Genomic DNA, 15,918 nt, shown 5'->3' on the forward strand with positions numbered 1-15,918 from the left:
GAATCATGCGCCGTGCAGCCGACCACTGGTGGACTGAGTCAAAAAAACTCGCAAAGTTAACCGGTCCCATACTTATTGCCCAGCTTACGCAGATGTTGATGAGCGTGGTGGATACAGTCATGGCTGGCCGCGTAAGCGCAGTAGATCTTGCCGCGGTGTCTGTCGGCGCCAGTATCTGGTTGCCATCGACCTTGCTGGTGTTTGGTTTGGCATTGGCGTTAGCGCCGATTATCTCCCACTTCGATGGGGCTCAGAAACAGCATAAGATAGCCAATATTGTCCAGCAGGGCTTCTACGCCGCCCTTATAGGCAGTCTGGTGTGCGTCGCCGTTATCTTGTCGGCGCCACTGATCCTGAATGCCATGAACGTTGAAGATGGCTTCCGCATCATCACCTTAGACTACCTGTTCTATTTGCTCTGGGCGGTGCCGGCACTGGTAATTTACATGGTGCTGCGCAACTTCTGTGAGGGCTTATCCCATACCATGCCGTCGCTGGTGATTGGCATTATCGGACTGCTGGTAAATATTCCGGCCAACTATATCCTGATTTACGGTAAGTTTGGCGCGCCTGCGCTCGGTGGCGCCGGCTGTGGTGTGGCTACCGCGATTGTGTTGTGGGTGATGGCCTTAGGTCTGGTGCTCTACGTGCTTTGGGCAAAACGCTTTAAGTCGCTGACCTTGTTCAAGCACTGGCACCGGCCCGACTGGGACGATATCTGGTACATTATCCGGCTGGGCTTTCCTATCGCCACTTCGATGTTCTTTGAAGTGAGTCTGTTCGCCGCTGCAGCATTGGTGATTGCGCCGCTGGGGGCAACGGTGGTGGCCAGTCATCAGATCGCGCTGAATATTTCCTCACTGGTGTATATGGTGCCGCTGAGCTTGTCGATGGCGGTAACCTTGCGGGTGGGCTTTGCTCTGGGCGCCGGGAATCCGGCCAACGCCATGTTAAGCCATAAACTGGCGACCTGGTATGGCATGACCTTCGCTGGGATAAATGGCCTGATCATGTATCTGGGCGGTGCCTGGCTTGCCAGCTTGTACACCAACGACCAGGCGGTGATCCAGTTGGCGGCAACACTGATGGGCCTGGCGGCGATTTTTACCTTATCGGATACCTTCCAGGCGGTCGCTATGGGTACGCTGCGGGGTTACAAAGACACCAAAGTGGTGATGTTTATTACCTTTTTATCCTACTGGCCGCTGGGCTTGACGGTGGGTATCCTGCTGTCGCTGACCGACGTAATTGTGCCGGCAATGGGCGCTGCCGGCATGTGGATTGGCTTTATTGTCGGCTTAAGCTGCGCCGCAGTATTACTGACCTGGCGCTTGCGCGTAGTGAGTCGCCGCTACGCGCGTGAACACCAGCTGAATCTTAACGGCGACGCTGATGCAGAACTGCAAGCACGTCAGTAAGTTCAAGATCTTTACTGCGTAGCAGTACCAATAAGTGATAAAGCAAATCCGCACTCTCGTTGAGTAACTCGTCGCGATCATCGGCAACTGCGGCGAGTGCTGTTTCCACACCTTCTTCGCCAACTTTTTGTGCCACCCGTTTACTGCCTTCCGCCAGCAGGCGTTCAGTATAACTGTTGCCTTCGGCATTAGCGGAACGGTCCTGAATAATCCGCATCAGCTGGTTCAACAAGGGTTGCTCGCTGTGATCTTCAGCGCTGAAACAGCTCTCGGTACCCAGGTGACAGGTCGGCCCTTGTGGTAATGCCAGCGCGAGCAGACTGTCCTGATCACAGTCGGTGTGTAAACTCACCAGTTGCAGATAATGACCTGAGCTTTCACCTTTACACCATAAGCGCTGCTTGCTGCGACTGTAAAAGGTGACGCGTTGCTCAGCCAGGGTTGCGGCCACAGCCTCTGCATTCATATAGCCCTGCATCAGTACTGCTCCGGTCAGCGCATGTTGCACAATGGCCGGTACCAGATCCTGCTGCTTACTAAAATCGATTTGCTCTTGATTGGATTCGTTAATACGCATTTTTTTATCCTAGTTGCCTGGTTCCAGTGGCCGAATGGCGATACCGCTATCGCTCAGGGCTTGTTTTAGCTCACCAATGACGACGGTATTTTTATGAAACACCGAGGCGGCGAGGGCGCCATCAACCTGTGCCTGCTGGAAAACGTCAGCAAAATGTTCAATACAGCCAGCTCCGCCTGAGGCGATCAGCGGCACCGGACACAAAGCTCGCATGGCTTGCAGTTGCCTGATGTCATAACCTTTGCGCACGCCATCCTGATTCATACAGTTGAGAACGATCTCGCCAGCGCCGCGATTGACCACTTCCTGTAACCATTCGGCGGTTTGCCAGCGGGTGCGCTGGCTCTTGCTTTCATCACCAGTGAACTGATAAACCAGATAACGCTCAGTTTCGGCATCATAAAAGCTATCGATACCGATAACGATACATTGCTGACCAAATTCCTCGACCAGCGTGTTGATCAAGTCAGGATCACGTAGCGCAGGCGAATTAATTGAGATTTTATCTGCGCCCATGGCCAGCAACTCACGCGCCTGATCAATCGAGCTAATACCGCCGGCTACGGTAAAAGGGATGTCAATATGGCGGGCGATCCGCTCCACCCAGGATTTGTCGACCACGCGGGCGTCCGATGAGGCGGTGATATCGTAAAATACCAGTTCGTCAGCACCGGCGGCGGCGTAGCGCTCGGCTAACGGCTCGATAGCGCCAATAATTTCGTGATTGCGAAACTGCACGCCTTTAACCACTTCACCATCGCGGACATCAAGGCATGGAATTATGCGTTTTGCCAGCATTGCAGTGCCTCCTCAAGGGTAAACTGACCGGTCAGCAGCGCTTTGCCAAGTATGGCGCTATCACAGTTGATTGCACGTAGTTGCTTCAGGTCGTCCAGTTTAGCGGCGCCACCGGAAGCCTGAATAACAAGCTTAGGGTAATCCCGCTTGAGTTTCGCATAGAGCTCAGTATTGTAACCGCCCAACATACCATCGCGGGAAATATCGGTGCATAACACATGGCGCAGGCCGTCAGGCAGAAATCGCTCGATGGCTTGTTCCAACGTCAGTTCTGAGGTTTGCTGCCAACCATGGGTGGCGACATAGGCCTGACCGTCGTCGGCAATACTGACATCGAGAGAAAGCACAATGGCATCGCTGCCGTACTCTTGCAGCCAGCCCGATACCAACGCTGGATTCTGTACCGCCAGCGAGCCAATAACGACCCGTTGCACGCCGCACTGAAACAGCTCATCGAGATCTGCTTGCTGACGGATGCCACCACCGACCTGAATGGCCATAGGTACAGCTTCCGCCAGACGGCGCAGGGTGCTTATTTGCCGCTGCGCGGGATCACGCGCACCATCAAGATCGACAATGTGCAGCCAGTCCGCGCCGGCTTTTGCATAATTTTGCGCAAGCGGTAACGGATCGCTGGCGTAGGTGGTCTGGCGGGCGAAATCACCTTGTTGCAGGCGTACCACTTCGCCATTAATTAAATCAAGCGCGGGTATCAGCATCTGTTAACTCCATAAAATTTTTCAAAATGGTCGCGCCTACCTTGCCTGAACGCTCCGGATGGAACTGCGCGCCAAAGAAATTGCCATGGCCGATCATTGAGGCAAAGCTAGTGTTGCCATAGCGCGTGGTTGCCAGAGTATAGCGGTCGGTTGCTACGGCGAAACTATGGACAAAGTAGCAGTACGCCGGGTCGCGCAAATTTTTCAGCAATGGATTAGCCGGATTCACCTCGATCGTGTTCCAGCCCATATGTGGCAAGGGGTAAAGCAGGGGCTGCCCCTGCTGCTGTGGGTCGGTGGTTTGCATGGCGATGGTGCGGGTGGGGATGACACCCAGACAGTCGACGTTGCCTTCCTCTGATGATTCGGTCAGTAACTGCATGCCCAGACAAATACCCAGCACCGGTTGCTGCAACTGGCGCAAGGTCGTAACCAGATCGAGCTGCTGCAGGTTACGCATGGCCGCTTTAGCGGTGCCCACCCCTGGTAATATGACCCGCTCGGCAGCCGCGATGACGCTGGCATCGGCGCTGATAACCGGATTGACGCCGAGACGCTCAATGGCAAACTTAACCGAAGACAAGTTAGCGCAGGAGGTATCAACAATAACAACACTCATGCCAGCATCCCCTTACTTGAAGGCAAGGCACCGTCCTCTGTACGCTGCACCGCCTGACGTAAGGCGCGACCAAAGACTTTGAATAAACTCTCCACCTGATGGTGGCAGTTGCCCTCGGTAGTGCTTAAGTGTAATGAAATCGCCATGGCGTCACTCAGTGAACGGTAAAAGTGACCCACCATTTCGGTGGCCATGCCACCGACGTCGGCGCGGCTAAAGTCCGCTTCCAGCTGTAAATACGGGCGGCCGGAGAGATCAAGCAAGCATTCCGCGCGGCACTCATCCATGGGCAGGGCAAAGCCAAACCGCGCGATCCCGCGTTTATCGCCCAAAGCCTGCCGTAGCGCCTGACCCAGAGCCAGCGCGGTATCTTCGACGGTATGGTGCTCGTCAATGTGCAGATCGCCTTTTACCTGAGCGCGCAAAGAAATGCCTGCGTGGGTAGCGATTTGCTCCAGCATGTGGTCAAAGAAACCGATGCCGGTGGCAATTTCAATTGGCGCCTGCGCATCAAGGTCAACGTCGATCTTGATCTCAGTTTCTTTGGTGTTGCGACTTACACTGGCGGTGCGCGGACGATCCAGCAGCTGATGCTGAATCGCACTCCAGTTCAGCTTCTTGCGATCATAACGAAGGCCACGAATTCCCATATTCTCTGCTAACTGCAGGTCGGTATCACGGTCGCCAATAACATAAGACTCGGCAAAGTTAATACGGCCCTGCTGCAGGTAATCTTTCACCAGCCCAAGGTTCGGTTTACGACAACTGCAGTTGTCTTCCGGAAAGTGTGGACAAATAAGCACATCATCAAAGCGCACGCCTTGTGAGGTAAATATCGCCATCATCAGATCATGGGGCGCATCAAAGTCAGCCTGGGGAAAACTATCGGTCCCTAAACCGTCCTGATTCGAGACCATGACTAAGCGGTAGCCGGCATTTTGCAGGGCCAGCAAAGCTGGAATCACTTGTGGCTCGAACTCTAATTTGGCAACGCTGTCGAGCTGCTTATCTACCGGTGGTTCTTCAACCAGTGTGCCGTCGCGGTCGATAAAGAGTATTTTTTGCTGACTCATTGTGGCAAAACCTCCAGTAATTGATTCATTTCTTGTTCGCTGCCGATACTGATACGAATGCACTGACCTAAGCCGCGCTGACTGGACTGATTGCGGATCAGTACGCCTTGGGCCTGACATTGAGCGACTAACCCGGCTGCATCGGCAACCGAAACTAAGACAAAGTTGGTTGCCGTTGGCCAGATGCGTTGCACCCAGCTGCGTGTGCTTAGTTCATCGAGTAGGCGTTGGCGCTGCTGCTTAATGGTAGCCAGTTGCGCGCGCATGGCACTGATGCCGGCAGCCGATAACGCCTGTTCTGCACCCACCAGGGTGGGGGCAGGAAGCGGGTATGGCGCAATAACCTTACGCAGGATCTCGATTAACGCCGGTTGGCCAAGTGCAAAGCCACAGCGCAATGCAGCCAAGCCAAAAGCCTTGGACAAGGTGCGCAGCACCACCAACTGAGGATAATCAGCAAGCCATGCGGCGATGTCAGCCTGCTCTGAATCGGCGCTGACAAATTCAATATAGGCCTGATCGAGCACCACCAGCGCGCGTTCACCCACACCCTCTAACAAGGAGCGAATTGCCTTCGCATCAACCTCATTGCCCAGTGGATTCGACGGGCTGCAAACAAAAATTAATTTTACCCGCGCGGCGCTCTCATCGTCGAGTCGCGCCAGCATGCCCGGCACATCAAGTTGTAGCTCGCCCTGACTGTCGGCCTGCAGCGGACAATCGACCACTTTCGCACCGTGGGTGGCTGCACTGATAGCGTACATGCCATAGGTCGGGGTGGTGATCATCACGGCCTCGGAGCCTGGCTCGCAAAAACTGCGCACCAAGAGTTCGATGGCTTCGTCACTGCCACGACAGCTCAACACCTGCTCGCGCTGCACCCCAGCGTAATTGGCATAGGCCTGATTCAGGCTATCGCTTTGGAAGCTTGGGTAGCGGTTCCAGCTGTTTTGTTCGGGAAACGCCGGAGTTGCTGGCGCTTCATTGGCATTTAACCACACCGAACCGCCTGACATACTGCGTCGCGCCGACTGATAGGGCGTTAAATCTACCAGGTGAGGACGTTGCAGCTTGGCAATAAAGTCACTCATGACTCGTCCTCCAGTCGCACGGTAACGGCACGGGCGTGGGCATCTAAGCCCTCGGTACGCGCCAGTTCGACAATGGCGTCAGCAAGTCCCGCAAGACCTTCACGGGTGGCTTTCTGACTGGTGTAGCGCCGATAGAAATCAAGTAAGCCCAGACTGCTCGCGGTGCTGGCAAAGCCATAGGTTGGCAACACGTGATTGGTGCCAGTGGCATAGTCACCGCCTGATTCCGGCGTGTAAGGACCAATAAACAACGAACCAACGTGAGTTAAGCGCTCAGCTAATTGCTCGGCATCTGCTGTTTGTACAGATAAATGCTCAGGTGCGTAGTCCTGACTGATGGCCACCGCCTCATCAAGATCAGCAACCTGTATCAAGGCACTGTTAGCCAGTGCTTGTTCTGCAGTGGTGACGCGGGAAAGTTGCTGCAATTGCGTGACCAGCTGCTCGCGCACTGCGGTGATCATAGCGGCGCTTGGGCTTAGCAGCACCACTTGTGAATCGGCGCCGTGCTCAGCCTGCGACAGCAGATCGGCAGCCACATAGGCCGGATTAGCTTGCTCATCAGCGATAACTAAGAGTTCGGACGGCCCGGCCGGCATATCAATTGCCGCGCCCCGGGGATCCTGCGAGACCGCTTGTTTGGCTGCGGTGACAAAGCTATTGCCGGGACCAAAGATTTTGTTCACTTTACCGACAGATTCGGTACCGTACGCCATGGCGGCGATGGCCTGAGCACCACCACAACGGTAAATTTCAGTAATGCCACAGCATTGGGCTGCGTAGAGCAGGGCCGGTGCTAAATCGCCGTTACGGTCTGGCGGACTTGCCAATACCACCCGCGGGCAGTCGGCAAGTTGTGCCGGCACACCAAGCATTAATGCGGTTGAAGGCAACACTGCGGTACCGCCAGGCACGTAAAGACCAACTGCGGCCAGAGGTGCGTAACGCAATTCACATTCGATACCCGGCGCGGTTTCGATTTTGATGCCTTGCGGACGCTGCGCTTCATGAAAGCGCCGGATGGTAGCGTACGCCGTGTCTATGGCTGCTTTGGTGGCCGCAGGTAGTTTTGCCACCTGGCGGGCAATGGCCTCAGCCGGGTAACGTAACTCGGTCAGTGTCGGACAATCAAACTGTTGCGTGTAGCGCACGACTGCAGCATCGCCTTCGGCGCGCACAGCGGCGATGATGGCATTCACGGTGCTGTTGAGTTCGCCTGAAACCCGTTGCGCGGGACGCTCCAGCAGCTCTGTTCGCGCGCTCGCTGAGAGCTGCGACCAGGCAAACTGGCGGGTGGTTAAATCGAGACGACGTTCGGCCATATCCATTACCCCATCATTTTTTCGATTGGCAGCACCAGAATCGAGCTGCAACCCACGGCTTTCAGCTCTTCCATGGTTTCCCAGAACAAGGTTTCGGTACTGACCACGTGTACTGCGACAAGCTTATCGGTGTGGCTCAATGGCAAAATCGTCGGGTCTTCCGCGCCCGGCAACAGAGCAACCACTTCATCCAGAGCAGCACGGGGTGCGTGCAACATGATGTACTTACTTTCCCGTGCCATCTGTACGCCGTCAAGGCGCGGCAATAACTGCTCGATCAACGCCTGTTTGGCACTGTTGAGGGCTTCAGGTCGCTGAATCAGCTGGGCCTGACTGCGGAAAATGACGTCTTGCTCAACCAGTCCGTTGGCTTCCAGTGTGGCTCCGGTTGAAACCAGATCACAAACCGCATCGGCTAATCCGGCGCGGGGGGCGACTTCAACACTACCAGTAAGGACTGCGGTGCTGGCGCTGAAGCCCTGACGTTGCAGGTAATCTTGCAGCAGGTACGGATAAGTGGTGGCAATACGCTTGCCATTTAAGTCGCTAAGGCCGTTGTAGGTATCTTCTTTTGGCACCGCGATAGACAAACGGCATGCGCCAAACTCAAGCGCACGCAAGCGTTTAAATTCAGCCGGTAACTTAGTAGCGACCCGCTCCAGACGGGCTTCTTCGAGCACGTTCTCACCGACCAGACCAAGATCGACCACACCGTCCATCACCAGACCAGGGATATCATCGTCGCGCACGCGCAACAGATCAATGGGTTGGTTACTGCTGTGTGCCAGCAGTCGTGCTTCATGCAGACTAAATTTAACACCACAGGCCTGCAGTAAGTTCATCGACTCTTTACTTAAACGCCCTGATTTTTGAATCGCGATGGTTAAGCGCGATGAATTGGTATCGACAACCATGTTAAAAAACTCCTATAAAAAAACCCCAAAAGGTTGCCTTTCGGGGTTCGTAATGGGTGAAGGCAACCACCAGGTGTTAGCCTTCCGCGTACAATACGAGGCTAACGTCGTCGTTGGAAATGATGGTGATGCCAGGTTGTGTAACGCATTTGTGTTCCTTAAATTTCGTAATGAGCGAATTGTATAGATTTAAAAAATACGATTCAACCCTTTATATATATGTTTGTTGTATTTCTTGTATGGCAAGTTGTATAGTTTCTTATTGAGCGCTTACATACGGATTCAACGTAGCGAATTGGAATTAGTTACGCTAACCTAGCGGCTATCGATCACCCCCAATGAAGACCGCACCCAGCGATGACATCCGTAGCCGAATATTTTCAATCCGACAGTGTGTTAACCACAGCGTTACCTGGCTTTGCTCCGCGCCCGGCGCAGACTGAAATGGCGACGGCGATTGCGAAAACTTTAAAAGCAAAAACGCAACTGGTGGTTGAGGCGGAAACGGGCACCGGGAAAACCTACGCGTATCTGGTGCCTATTCTAAAAAGTAAAGGCTCAGCGATTATCTCGACGGGCACCAAAGCCCTGCAGGAACAGCTCTACCACCGCGATCTGCCCGCTTTACGTGATGCTATTGCGCCGCAAAAGCAGGTAAGTCTGCTAAAAGGCCGGAGTAATTATTTGTGTCTGCATCGGCTGGCGCAAAGTCAGGCGCACGCCAGCGAGCTCTCGCCAACGGTGCAAAAGCAAGTGGTTGAGGTGAAGCGCTGGGCAGTACGTACCGAAGATGGTGACGTTGGCGGCCTGAGCAGCCTGCCAGAAGATGCAGAGGTACTGCCGCATGTGACCAGTACGGTCGATAACTGTCTGGGTCGTGATTGTCCGGATTATGACGACTGCTACTTGGTCAAGGCGCGAAAAAGCGCGTTGGAAGCTGATGTCGTGGTGGTCAATCATCATCTTTTCTTCGCCGATATGGCACTCAAGGATGTCGGCTTCGGTGAATTGATCCCCCATGCTGATGCACTGGTATTCGATGAGGCGCATCAGTTGCCGGATATAGCCAGTCAATACTTTGGTGAGGCGGTGGGCAGCCGACAGTTACAGGAACTGGCGCAGGAAGCAAAGGTGCTTTATCTGACTGAGCTGAAAGACTTACGGCAACTGGATAAAGCCGCAGATAAATTGCTCGGCAGTTTACGTGACTGGCGCCTGGCATTTCCGGTTGATCCACAGCGGGGCAACTGGCGGCAGGCGCAGCAGCAACCGCAAATCCAGGAAGCTGCCGCACAGGTCAGTGAAACCATGCAGTTCTTTGCTGACGTGGCCAAAGGTGCACTGGGGCGTAATCAGGATTTAGACAGCATCTATGAACGCTGCGTGCAGTTTATGCACACCTGGGAGTTACTGCAGAATACCCAGCGTACCGGTTTCAGTTTCTGGTTTGAAACCACACCAAGACAAATTACCGTGCACCAGACGCCGCTGCAGGTTGCTGATAAATTTGGCAGCTACGTGGCAAACTCAGAATCGAGCTGGGTGTTTACCTCAGCGACTCTGGCAATAGGCAAAGATTTTTCGCATTTCACCCGTTTGTTAGGGTTGGATCAGGCGGCAACCTTGTGTTTGCCCAGTCCTTTTGCTTTTGCCGAGCAGGGCATGCTCTGTGTGCCGCGTTATTTACCACAGCCCCATGAACGGGAAATGTTGGATCACTTACTGCAGGTCACCACGCAGGTGCTGGACGTCAACCAGCAGGGTGGTACTTTCGTGTTATTCACCAGTCATCGCATGTTACAACGGGTCGCCGAGCGTCTCGAAACACTGACGGATAGGCCATTGTTTGTGCAAGGTTCGACCAACAAACGCGAGCTGCTGGCAGATTTTATCGCCGCCGGTAATGGTGTATTGCTCGGTACCTCGTCATTTTGGGAAGGGGTGGATGTGCGCGGCAAGGCGCTGACCTGCGTCATTATTGACAAACTGCCGTTTGGTTCGCCCGATGATCCCTTGCTGCAGGCACGGATCGAAGATTGCCGATTACGTGGAGCTGAGCCCTTCACTCAGGTACAATTACCACCAGCTGTCATCGCCCTGAAGCAGGGTGCCGGGCGACTTATTCGCGATAGCAGCGATCGCGGTGTCTTAATCGTTTGTGACCAACGTCTGGTCACCAAGCCTTATGGCCAATTATTCCTGGCCAGCTTGCCACCGCTGCGGCGCACGCGCGACTTATCTCAGGCCCTCGACTTTTTAGCAGAAATTAACGGAGACTCATCTGCATGACCGCGGTTTTACTGGCAATAGACACAGCGACCGAGCAATGTTCAGTAGCCTTACGCTACCAGGATCAGGTATTTCAGCGCGCAGCGGTAACGCCACGCGAGCATTCGCAACGGGTGCTTGGCTTTGTTGAAGAGGTTTTAGCAGAAGCTGGTATTACACTGGCGGCTGTGGATGGCATTGTTTGTGGCTATGGTCCGGGGAGCTTTACCGGCGTCCGCATTGGTGTAGCGATCAGTCAGGGACTCGCGTTCAGTCACACTTTGCCGGTCTATCCCGTCTCTACTTTAGCGGCACTGGCACAACAAGCTATTCGGTGCCATGCCGCGGATACTATTGTGAGCGCCATTGATGCGCGCATGCAGGAAGTTTATGTCGCCAGTTTCAACAACCAGGATGGTGTGGCCCAGCCACTGATGGAACCGCAAATGGCTGCGCTAAGCGACCTGACCGAGCAACCCTGGTGGCCCGCAACGGAAACCGTTGTGGGTGCTGGCACGGGCTGGCAGGCCTACGGGCCGCAACTGGACCCACAGCAACAGGTCAGGGTTCTTGCTGATGTGACCTTGCCGCTGGCCGCAGACATGTTGATTCTGGCGGACCATGTTGAACCTGTGGCGGCGGAAAAACTTGAACCGCTGTATGTGCGTAATGAAGTGACGTGGAAAAAATTACCGGGGCGTTAATGACGCTGTCCGGGAACGCAAGTTAACTAGAATGAGGAGTACGAACATGTTGAAGTATTGGCTAACAGCACTAGGCGCATTAACCCTGAGTGCATGTTCGACAGTTCCGGATGAGCTCGCCGTCGCTGAAGGTACAAATCTAACCCCGTACGCGATGGCGTTAGAGAACCCGGAACAGGCACAAGGTAAAATGGCGCGATGGGGCGGTGTTATCGCTGACGTAAGTAACAGCGACGATGGCACCACCGTTGAAGTGGTCAACTATGAGTTGAGCTCCTATGGGCGCCCGGCAGTAACCGATAGTAGCGATGGCCGTTTTCGCGCTAAGATCGATGGTTTTGTCGACCCAATGGTCTATAAAAAGGGGCGAAGCATTACCTTTACCGGTATGATCAGTGCGCCTGAAGAAGGTAAAATTGACGAGTTTCGTTACCTCTTTCCAACCCTGGATGTGACTGGAAAACACCTGTGGAAAGAAAACAATAAACAGCCAATGGAAGTGGACTACAGTTCACTCTGGTACCGCCACCATTGGTATTCGCCGCCGTATCGTGTGTACTACCCAGTCCCCGTGCGAAGAGACGGTGGTAATCAGGACGACAATAACAATTAATCCTATGACACAAATCTATCAACAGGCTCGGCAGCATGCTGAGCCTGTTTCATTTCAGCTCGACTGGGGCGTTATTGCCGGTTTGCAGTGGGGCAACCCACAAGGCAAACCGATTCTGGCCTTACATGGCTGGCTGGATAACGCGCACAGCTTTTTACCTATTGCCGCACAGTTTATTGACTCTGAACTGGCCAGCACACACCGTCTGATCGCACTGGATTGGCCAGGTCATGGCTTATCCGATCATCGTCCGGCAGGGAATCATTACCCCTTTCTGGATTACGTTTACGACATGGTGCAAATCTGTGAACAACAGAACTGGTCAAAAGTAGCAGTGATTGCTCATTCGATGGGTGCCTTTGTTGGTAATTTATGGGCTGGTATTGAGCCGCAGCGCGTGCAGGCTTTACTCGCCATTGAAGCCTTTGGCCTCTTAACTAGTCCGGAAACTGCTATCCTGGAGGATATACGTCAGGGGTTTCGCAGTCGGCTGAAGCAGCAGGGCAAACGACGCCCACATTATCCTGATTTCGCCGCCGCGGTTCAGGCGCGCAAGCAGGCCGGTGACTTTGATGAGCAGGTGGCAGAACTACTGGTTGAACGCGGCGTTGAGCAACTTGCCGCTGATGATTTTCGGTTTCGCGCCGATGGTCAGTTACGGGTCAAGTCCGTGCTGCGATTAACGCCTCTGCAGATCCGTACTATTTTGGCGGCGATCGAATGTCCGATAACACTGGTGCTGGGTCGCAATGGTCATCGTGAACGCATCGAACTGGCGCTTAATGAGTGGCAGGATGCGGTACCGCAACTGCAAATCGCCGAAGCCGAAGGTGGGCACCATGTGCATATGGAAGCAGCTGATGCGGTGTGGAGCGAGTTTACTGCGATATTGGCATCTGCAAACGGCTAGTTTAAACTGGTCGGATATGCGAATATCGGAAGAAAATAATTAGTCAGGAGCAGCAACGCGTGGAAAAAATTTGGTTAAAACGCTATCCAGCCGGGGTTCCGGAAACCATCGATCCAGATCACTTTAATTCACTGGTCGATATTTTCGAGCAAAGCATCGAAGCTTATGGCGATAAAATCGCTTATGTAAACATGGATCATGAAATGTCGTTCCATGAACTCGATGCCGAAACCAAAAAGTTTGCCGCTTACCTGCAAAGCAAAGGCTTGCAAAAAGGTGATGCGATTGCGGTAATGATGCCTAACCTATTGCAGTATCCGGTGGCGTTGTTCGGTATTTTGCGTGCCGGTCTGACCGTGGTCAACGTTAACCCGCTGTATACCGCCCGGGAACTGAAACATCAGTTAAGCGATTCCAAATGTAAGGGCATCGTGATTCTGGACAATTTCGCGCATACCCTTGAAAAAGTTATCGACGATCTGGAATTGCCCCACGTCATTCTGACCAGCATTGGTGACTTATTACCCGCACCGAAGCGCTGGATCGTTAATTTTGTTGTTAAGCATGTGAAACGCATGGTGCCAGCTTATAAGCTAAGTGGCACGGTGCGATTTTGCGATGTGTTAGCTAAAGGTGCCAAGGCAGAGTACAAACGCCCGGAAATGAGCGGCGATGATCTGGCCTTTTTGCAGTACACCGGCGGTACTACTGGATTAGCCAAGGGAGCGATGCTCTCGCACCGTAACATGGTCGCGAATCTGGAGCAGGTGTCGGCGGTTGTGGCGCCGCTGGTTAACGATGGTGAAGAAACCATCATCACGGCGCTGCCGCTGTACCATATCTTCGCACTAACGGCGAACTGCCTGACCTTCCTCAAACACGGTGGTAAAAACATACTTATTACCAATCCGCGGGATATGCCGGGCTTTATCAAAGAATTAAGCAAGCATGATTTCTCGATTATCTCTGGTGTAAATACGTTGTTTAACGGATTGCTGCACACCGAAGGCTTCAAAGATCTCGACTTCTCGCATCTGAAAATTGCGCTCGGTGGCGGTATGGCTGTACAGCGCTCGGTTGCTGAGCACTGGGAGCGGGTCACCAAACAGCGTTTGCTTGAAGGTTACGGTCTGACTGAGTGTTCACCCGTGGTCACAGTGAATCCAACTGACATCGAGCATTACAACGGTACTATCGGTGTTCCGCTGCCTTCTACGGATGTCCGGGTGGTTGACGCTGATACGGGCGAAGTACTCGAGCAGGGCAAAGAAGGTGAACTTCAGGTGCGTGGCCCGCAAGTCATGGTGGGTTACTTAAATCAGCCGGAAGAAACGGACAAAGTCATGAAAGACGGTTGGTTCCTGACCGGTGACATCGGCTTGATGGATGAAAATGGCTTCTTCAAGATTGTCGACCGCAAGAAAGACATGATCCTGGTGTCAGGTTTTAACGTCTATCCGAACGAAATTGAAGATGTGATTGCTGAGCATCCGAAAGTACTGGAAGTTGCTGCTGTCGGTGTGCCACACGATTCGTCAGGCGAAGCCGTGAAAGTTTTCGTGGTGCGCAAAGACAAATCCCTTAGTGAGCGTGAGTTGACTGATTACGCGCGTGAAAATATGACGGGCTACAAAGTGCCTAAGTTTGTTGAATTCCGTGACGAATTACCGAAAACCAATGTCGGTAAAATTCTACGTCGTGAGTTACGTGACGAAGAAGAAGCGAAAGCGAAAAATCAATCGTGAGCATTGCTTATCAATTGATAACCACGGTGCCAGCGCTGGAAGACTTTTGTCAGTATGCGCAGGGCGCTGGCTTCCTGGCTGTTGATACCGAGTTTGTCCGCACCCGCACTTACTATGCGCGGCTGGGTCTGGTGCAGGTGCAAGCGGCGGAGCGCACGGCATTGATCGACCCGGTAGTACTGGTGAACGAGGGGGGTGAGTCAGCTATGGCGCCCTTGTGGCAGCTGTTTGCCGATGCCGATATGACGCTGGTTATCCATGCGGGGGGCGAAGATTATGAAATCCTGCATCAGCACATGGGCAAGCTCCCTAACGCCATTTTTGATACGCAGATTGCCAGCGCTATGCTTGGCGATGGTGATGCGCTGGGTTACGCCGCGCTCGTTGAGCAACGACTGGGCGTCGCCATTGATAAATCGCAATCGCGTACGGACTGGATGAAGCGACCGTTGGCGGACGAGCAACTCGATTACGCCGCGGCAGACGTATTCTACCTGCAACAATTGTACCCGCAGCTATATGAGCTGGCTGGGACTCAGGGCAAGCTTGAGCTTATTTTGCAGGAAAGCGCCTGGCAGGCCGACAAACGCGCGCAGACAGTGCCCGACGAATGGCAGTTCCTGTACTTTGGCAACGCCTGGCAATGTAATGCTGAGCAACTCAGCGTGTTGCGGGAGCTCGTGGCCTGGCGCTATCAGCGGGCGCGTAGCTCGGATTTACCGCTCGGTTTTATCGCCAAAGACCATACGCTGCTGGATCTTGCACGGCAGATGCCGGACAGCAAAAACCAACTGCGACAGTTTAAAGACCTGTCGCCCGTGACCATAAAATATGCCGGTGATGCCTTACTTGAGGTGATCGCCCGCGGTCGGGCGAATGGACCCTTAGATATTCCGTTGCGGCGTCTGACCGATTTACCGAACTACAAAACGATGTTTAATGAGATTAAACAGCTGGCGCAAAATGTTGCCAATGAGCTTGGCATCAATGTGGCGCTAATTGCGTCACGCCGACAGATCAATGATGTGTTACATTGGTGCTGGCAAATTCCACCGCAGGCACAGGCCCAACTGCCGCTGCCAGACTTGTTCACAAGTTGGCGAGGGGCTAAGCTGAAGCAGCCGATTGAACAATTATTGAAATGAGT

The 15,918-nt window shown here is 53.6% G+C and carries 15 protein-coding genes; 7 read left to right on the plus strand and 8 right to left on the minus strand.

Features of this window, described 5'->3' with window-relative positions:
* The first annotated feature begins 5 nt into the window (after nucleotides 1-5).
* Nucleotides 6-1,418, plus strand: coding sequence for an MATE family efflux transporter (locus CWI69_RS01915; protein ID WP_126761379.1), 1,413 nt, complete (start codon nucleotides 6-8; stop codon nucleotides 1,416-1,418).
* Here CWI69_RS01915 and hisIE read toward each other — a convergent pair.
* The 8 genes from hisIE to hisG are packed head-to-tail and all read right to left on the minus strand — an operon-like array spanning nucleotide 1,378 to nucleotide 8,531.
* On the minus strand, nucleotides 1,378-1,995 hold the full coding sequence (hisIE, locus tag CWI69_RS01920; protein WP_126761381.1) for a bifunctional phosphoribosyl-AMP cyclohydrolase/phosphoribosyl-ATP diphosphatase HisIE: 618 nt from the start codon (nucleotides 1,993-1,995) through the stop codon (nucleotides 1,378-1,380). The genes CWI69_RS01915 and hisIE overlap by 41 nt on opposite strands.
* A 9-nt stretch (nucleotides 1,996-2,004) precedes the next feature.
* Nucleotides 2,005-2,793, minus strand: a complete 789-nt coding sequence (gene hisF / locus CWI69_RS01925) for an imidazole glycerol phosphate synthase subunit HisF (RefSeq protein WP_126761383.1) — start codon at nucleotides 2,791-2,793, stop codon at nucleotides 2,005-2,007.
* Nucleotides 2,775-3,512 (minus strand): 1-(5-phosphoribosyl)-5-[(5-phosphoribosylamino)methylideneamino]imidazole-4-carboxamide isomerase, encoded by a 738-nt coding sequence (gene hisA / locus CWI69_RS01930; protein WP_126761385.1) that lies wholly within the window; start codon nucleotides 3,510-3,512, stop codon nucleotides 2,775-2,777. Before hisA ends, hisF begins: the two co-directional genes overlap by 19 nt.
* Nucleotides 3,493-4,131: an imidazole glycerol phosphate synthase subunit HisH gene (hisH, locus tag CWI69_RS01935; protein ID WP_126761387.1), complete on the minus strand. Its 639-nt coding sequence runs from the start codon at nucleotides 4,129-4,131 to the stop codon at nucleotides 3,493-3,495. The genes hisA and hisH overlap by 20 nt, the downstream gene beginning before the upstream one ends.
* Entirely contained in the window at nucleotides 4,128-5,204 is a 1,077-nt protein-coding gene (hisB, locus tag CWI69_RS01940) for a bifunctional histidinol-phosphatase/imidazoleglycerol-phosphate dehydratase HisB (RefSeq protein WP_126761389.1), read from the minus strand. Before hisB ends, hisH begins: the two co-directional genes overlap by 4 nt.
* Complete coding sequence (gene hisC, locus CWI69_RS01945) at nucleotides 5,201-6,295, minus strand: histidinol-phosphate transaminase (protein ID WP_126761391.1); 1,095 nt, start codon at nucleotides 6,293-6,295, stop codon at nucleotides 5,201-5,203. The genes hisB and hisC overlap by 4 nt, the downstream gene beginning before the upstream one ends.
* Complete coding sequence (gene hisD / locus CWI69_RS01950) at nucleotides 6,292-7,617, minus strand: histidinol dehydrogenase (protein ID WP_126761393.1); 1,326 nt, start codon at nucleotides 7,615-7,617, stop codon at nucleotides 6,292-6,294. Before hisD ends, hisC begins: the two co-directional genes overlap by 4 nt.
* A 5-nt stretch (nucleotides 7,618-7,622) precedes the next feature.
* Nucleotides 7,623-8,531: an ATP phosphoribosyltransferase gene (gene hisG / locus CWI69_RS01955; protein ID WP_126761394.1), complete on the minus strand. Its 909-nt coding sequence runs from the start codon at nucleotides 8,529-8,531 to the stop codon at nucleotides 7,623-7,625.
* Between the two features lie 357 nt (nucleotides 8,532-8,888).
* On the opposite strand from hisG, the gene CWI69_RS01960 reads away from it, so the two are divergent.
* Genes CWI69_RS01960 through rnd form a run of 6 tightly spaced genes read left to right on the plus strand, consistent with a single transcriptional unit; the run spans nucleotide 8,889 to nucleotide 15,916 of the window.
* Nucleotides 8,889-10,820, plus strand: coding sequence for a DNA repair helicase YoaA (locus tag CWI69_RS01960; protein WP_126761396.1), 1,932 nt, complete (start codon nucleotides 8,889-8,891; stop codon nucleotides 10,818-10,820).
* Nucleotides 10,817-11,503, plus strand: coding sequence for a tRNA (adenosine(37)-N6)-threonylcarbamoyltransferase complex dimerization subunit type 1 TsaB (tsaB, locus tag CWI69_RS01965; protein ID WP_126761398.1), 687 nt, complete (start codon nucleotides 10,817-10,819; stop codon nucleotides 11,501-11,503). Before CWI69_RS01960 ends, tsaB begins: the two co-directional genes overlap by 4 nt.
* A gap of 46 nt (nucleotides 11,504-11,549) precedes the next feature.
* Complete coding sequence (locus CWI69_RS01970; protein ID WP_126761400.1) at nucleotides 11,550-12,116, plus strand: Slp family lipoprotein; 567 nt, start codon at nucleotides 11,550-11,552, stop codon at nucleotides 12,114-12,116.
* Nucleotides 12,117-12,120: 4 nt separating this feature from the next.
* The gene (locus tag CWI69_RS01975; RefSeq protein WP_126761402.1) at nucleotides 12,121-13,026 is read left to right on the plus strand and encodes an alpha/beta fold hydrolase; all 906 of its coding nucleotides are present in this window, start codon (nucleotides 12,121-12,123) and stop codon (nucleotides 13,024-13,026) included.
* Nucleotides 13,027-13,085: 59 nt separating this feature from the next.
* Nucleotides 13,086-14,771 carry a long-chain-fatty-acid--CoA ligase FadD gene (gene fadD / locus CWI69_RS01980; protein WP_126761404.1) on the plus strand — a complete coding sequence of 562 codons (1,686 nt, stop codon included), beginning with the start codon at nucleotides 13,086-13,088 and terminating at the stop codon, nucleotides 14,769-14,771.
* Entirely contained in the window at nucleotides 14,768-15,916 is a 1,149-nt protein-coding gene (rnd, locus tag CWI69_RS01985; RefSeq protein WP_198678865.1) for a ribonuclease D, read from the plus strand. The genes fadD and rnd overlap by 4 nt, the downstream gene beginning before the upstream one ends.
* The last annotated feature ends 2 nt before the right edge of the window (nucleotides 15,917-15,918 follow it).

The sequence above is a fragment of the Pseudidiomarina halophila genome, from assembly GCF_003987215.1.
Lineage (GTDB): Bacteria > Pseudomonadota > Gammaproteobacteria > Enterobacterales > Alteromonadaceae > Pseudidiomarina > Pseudidiomarina halophila.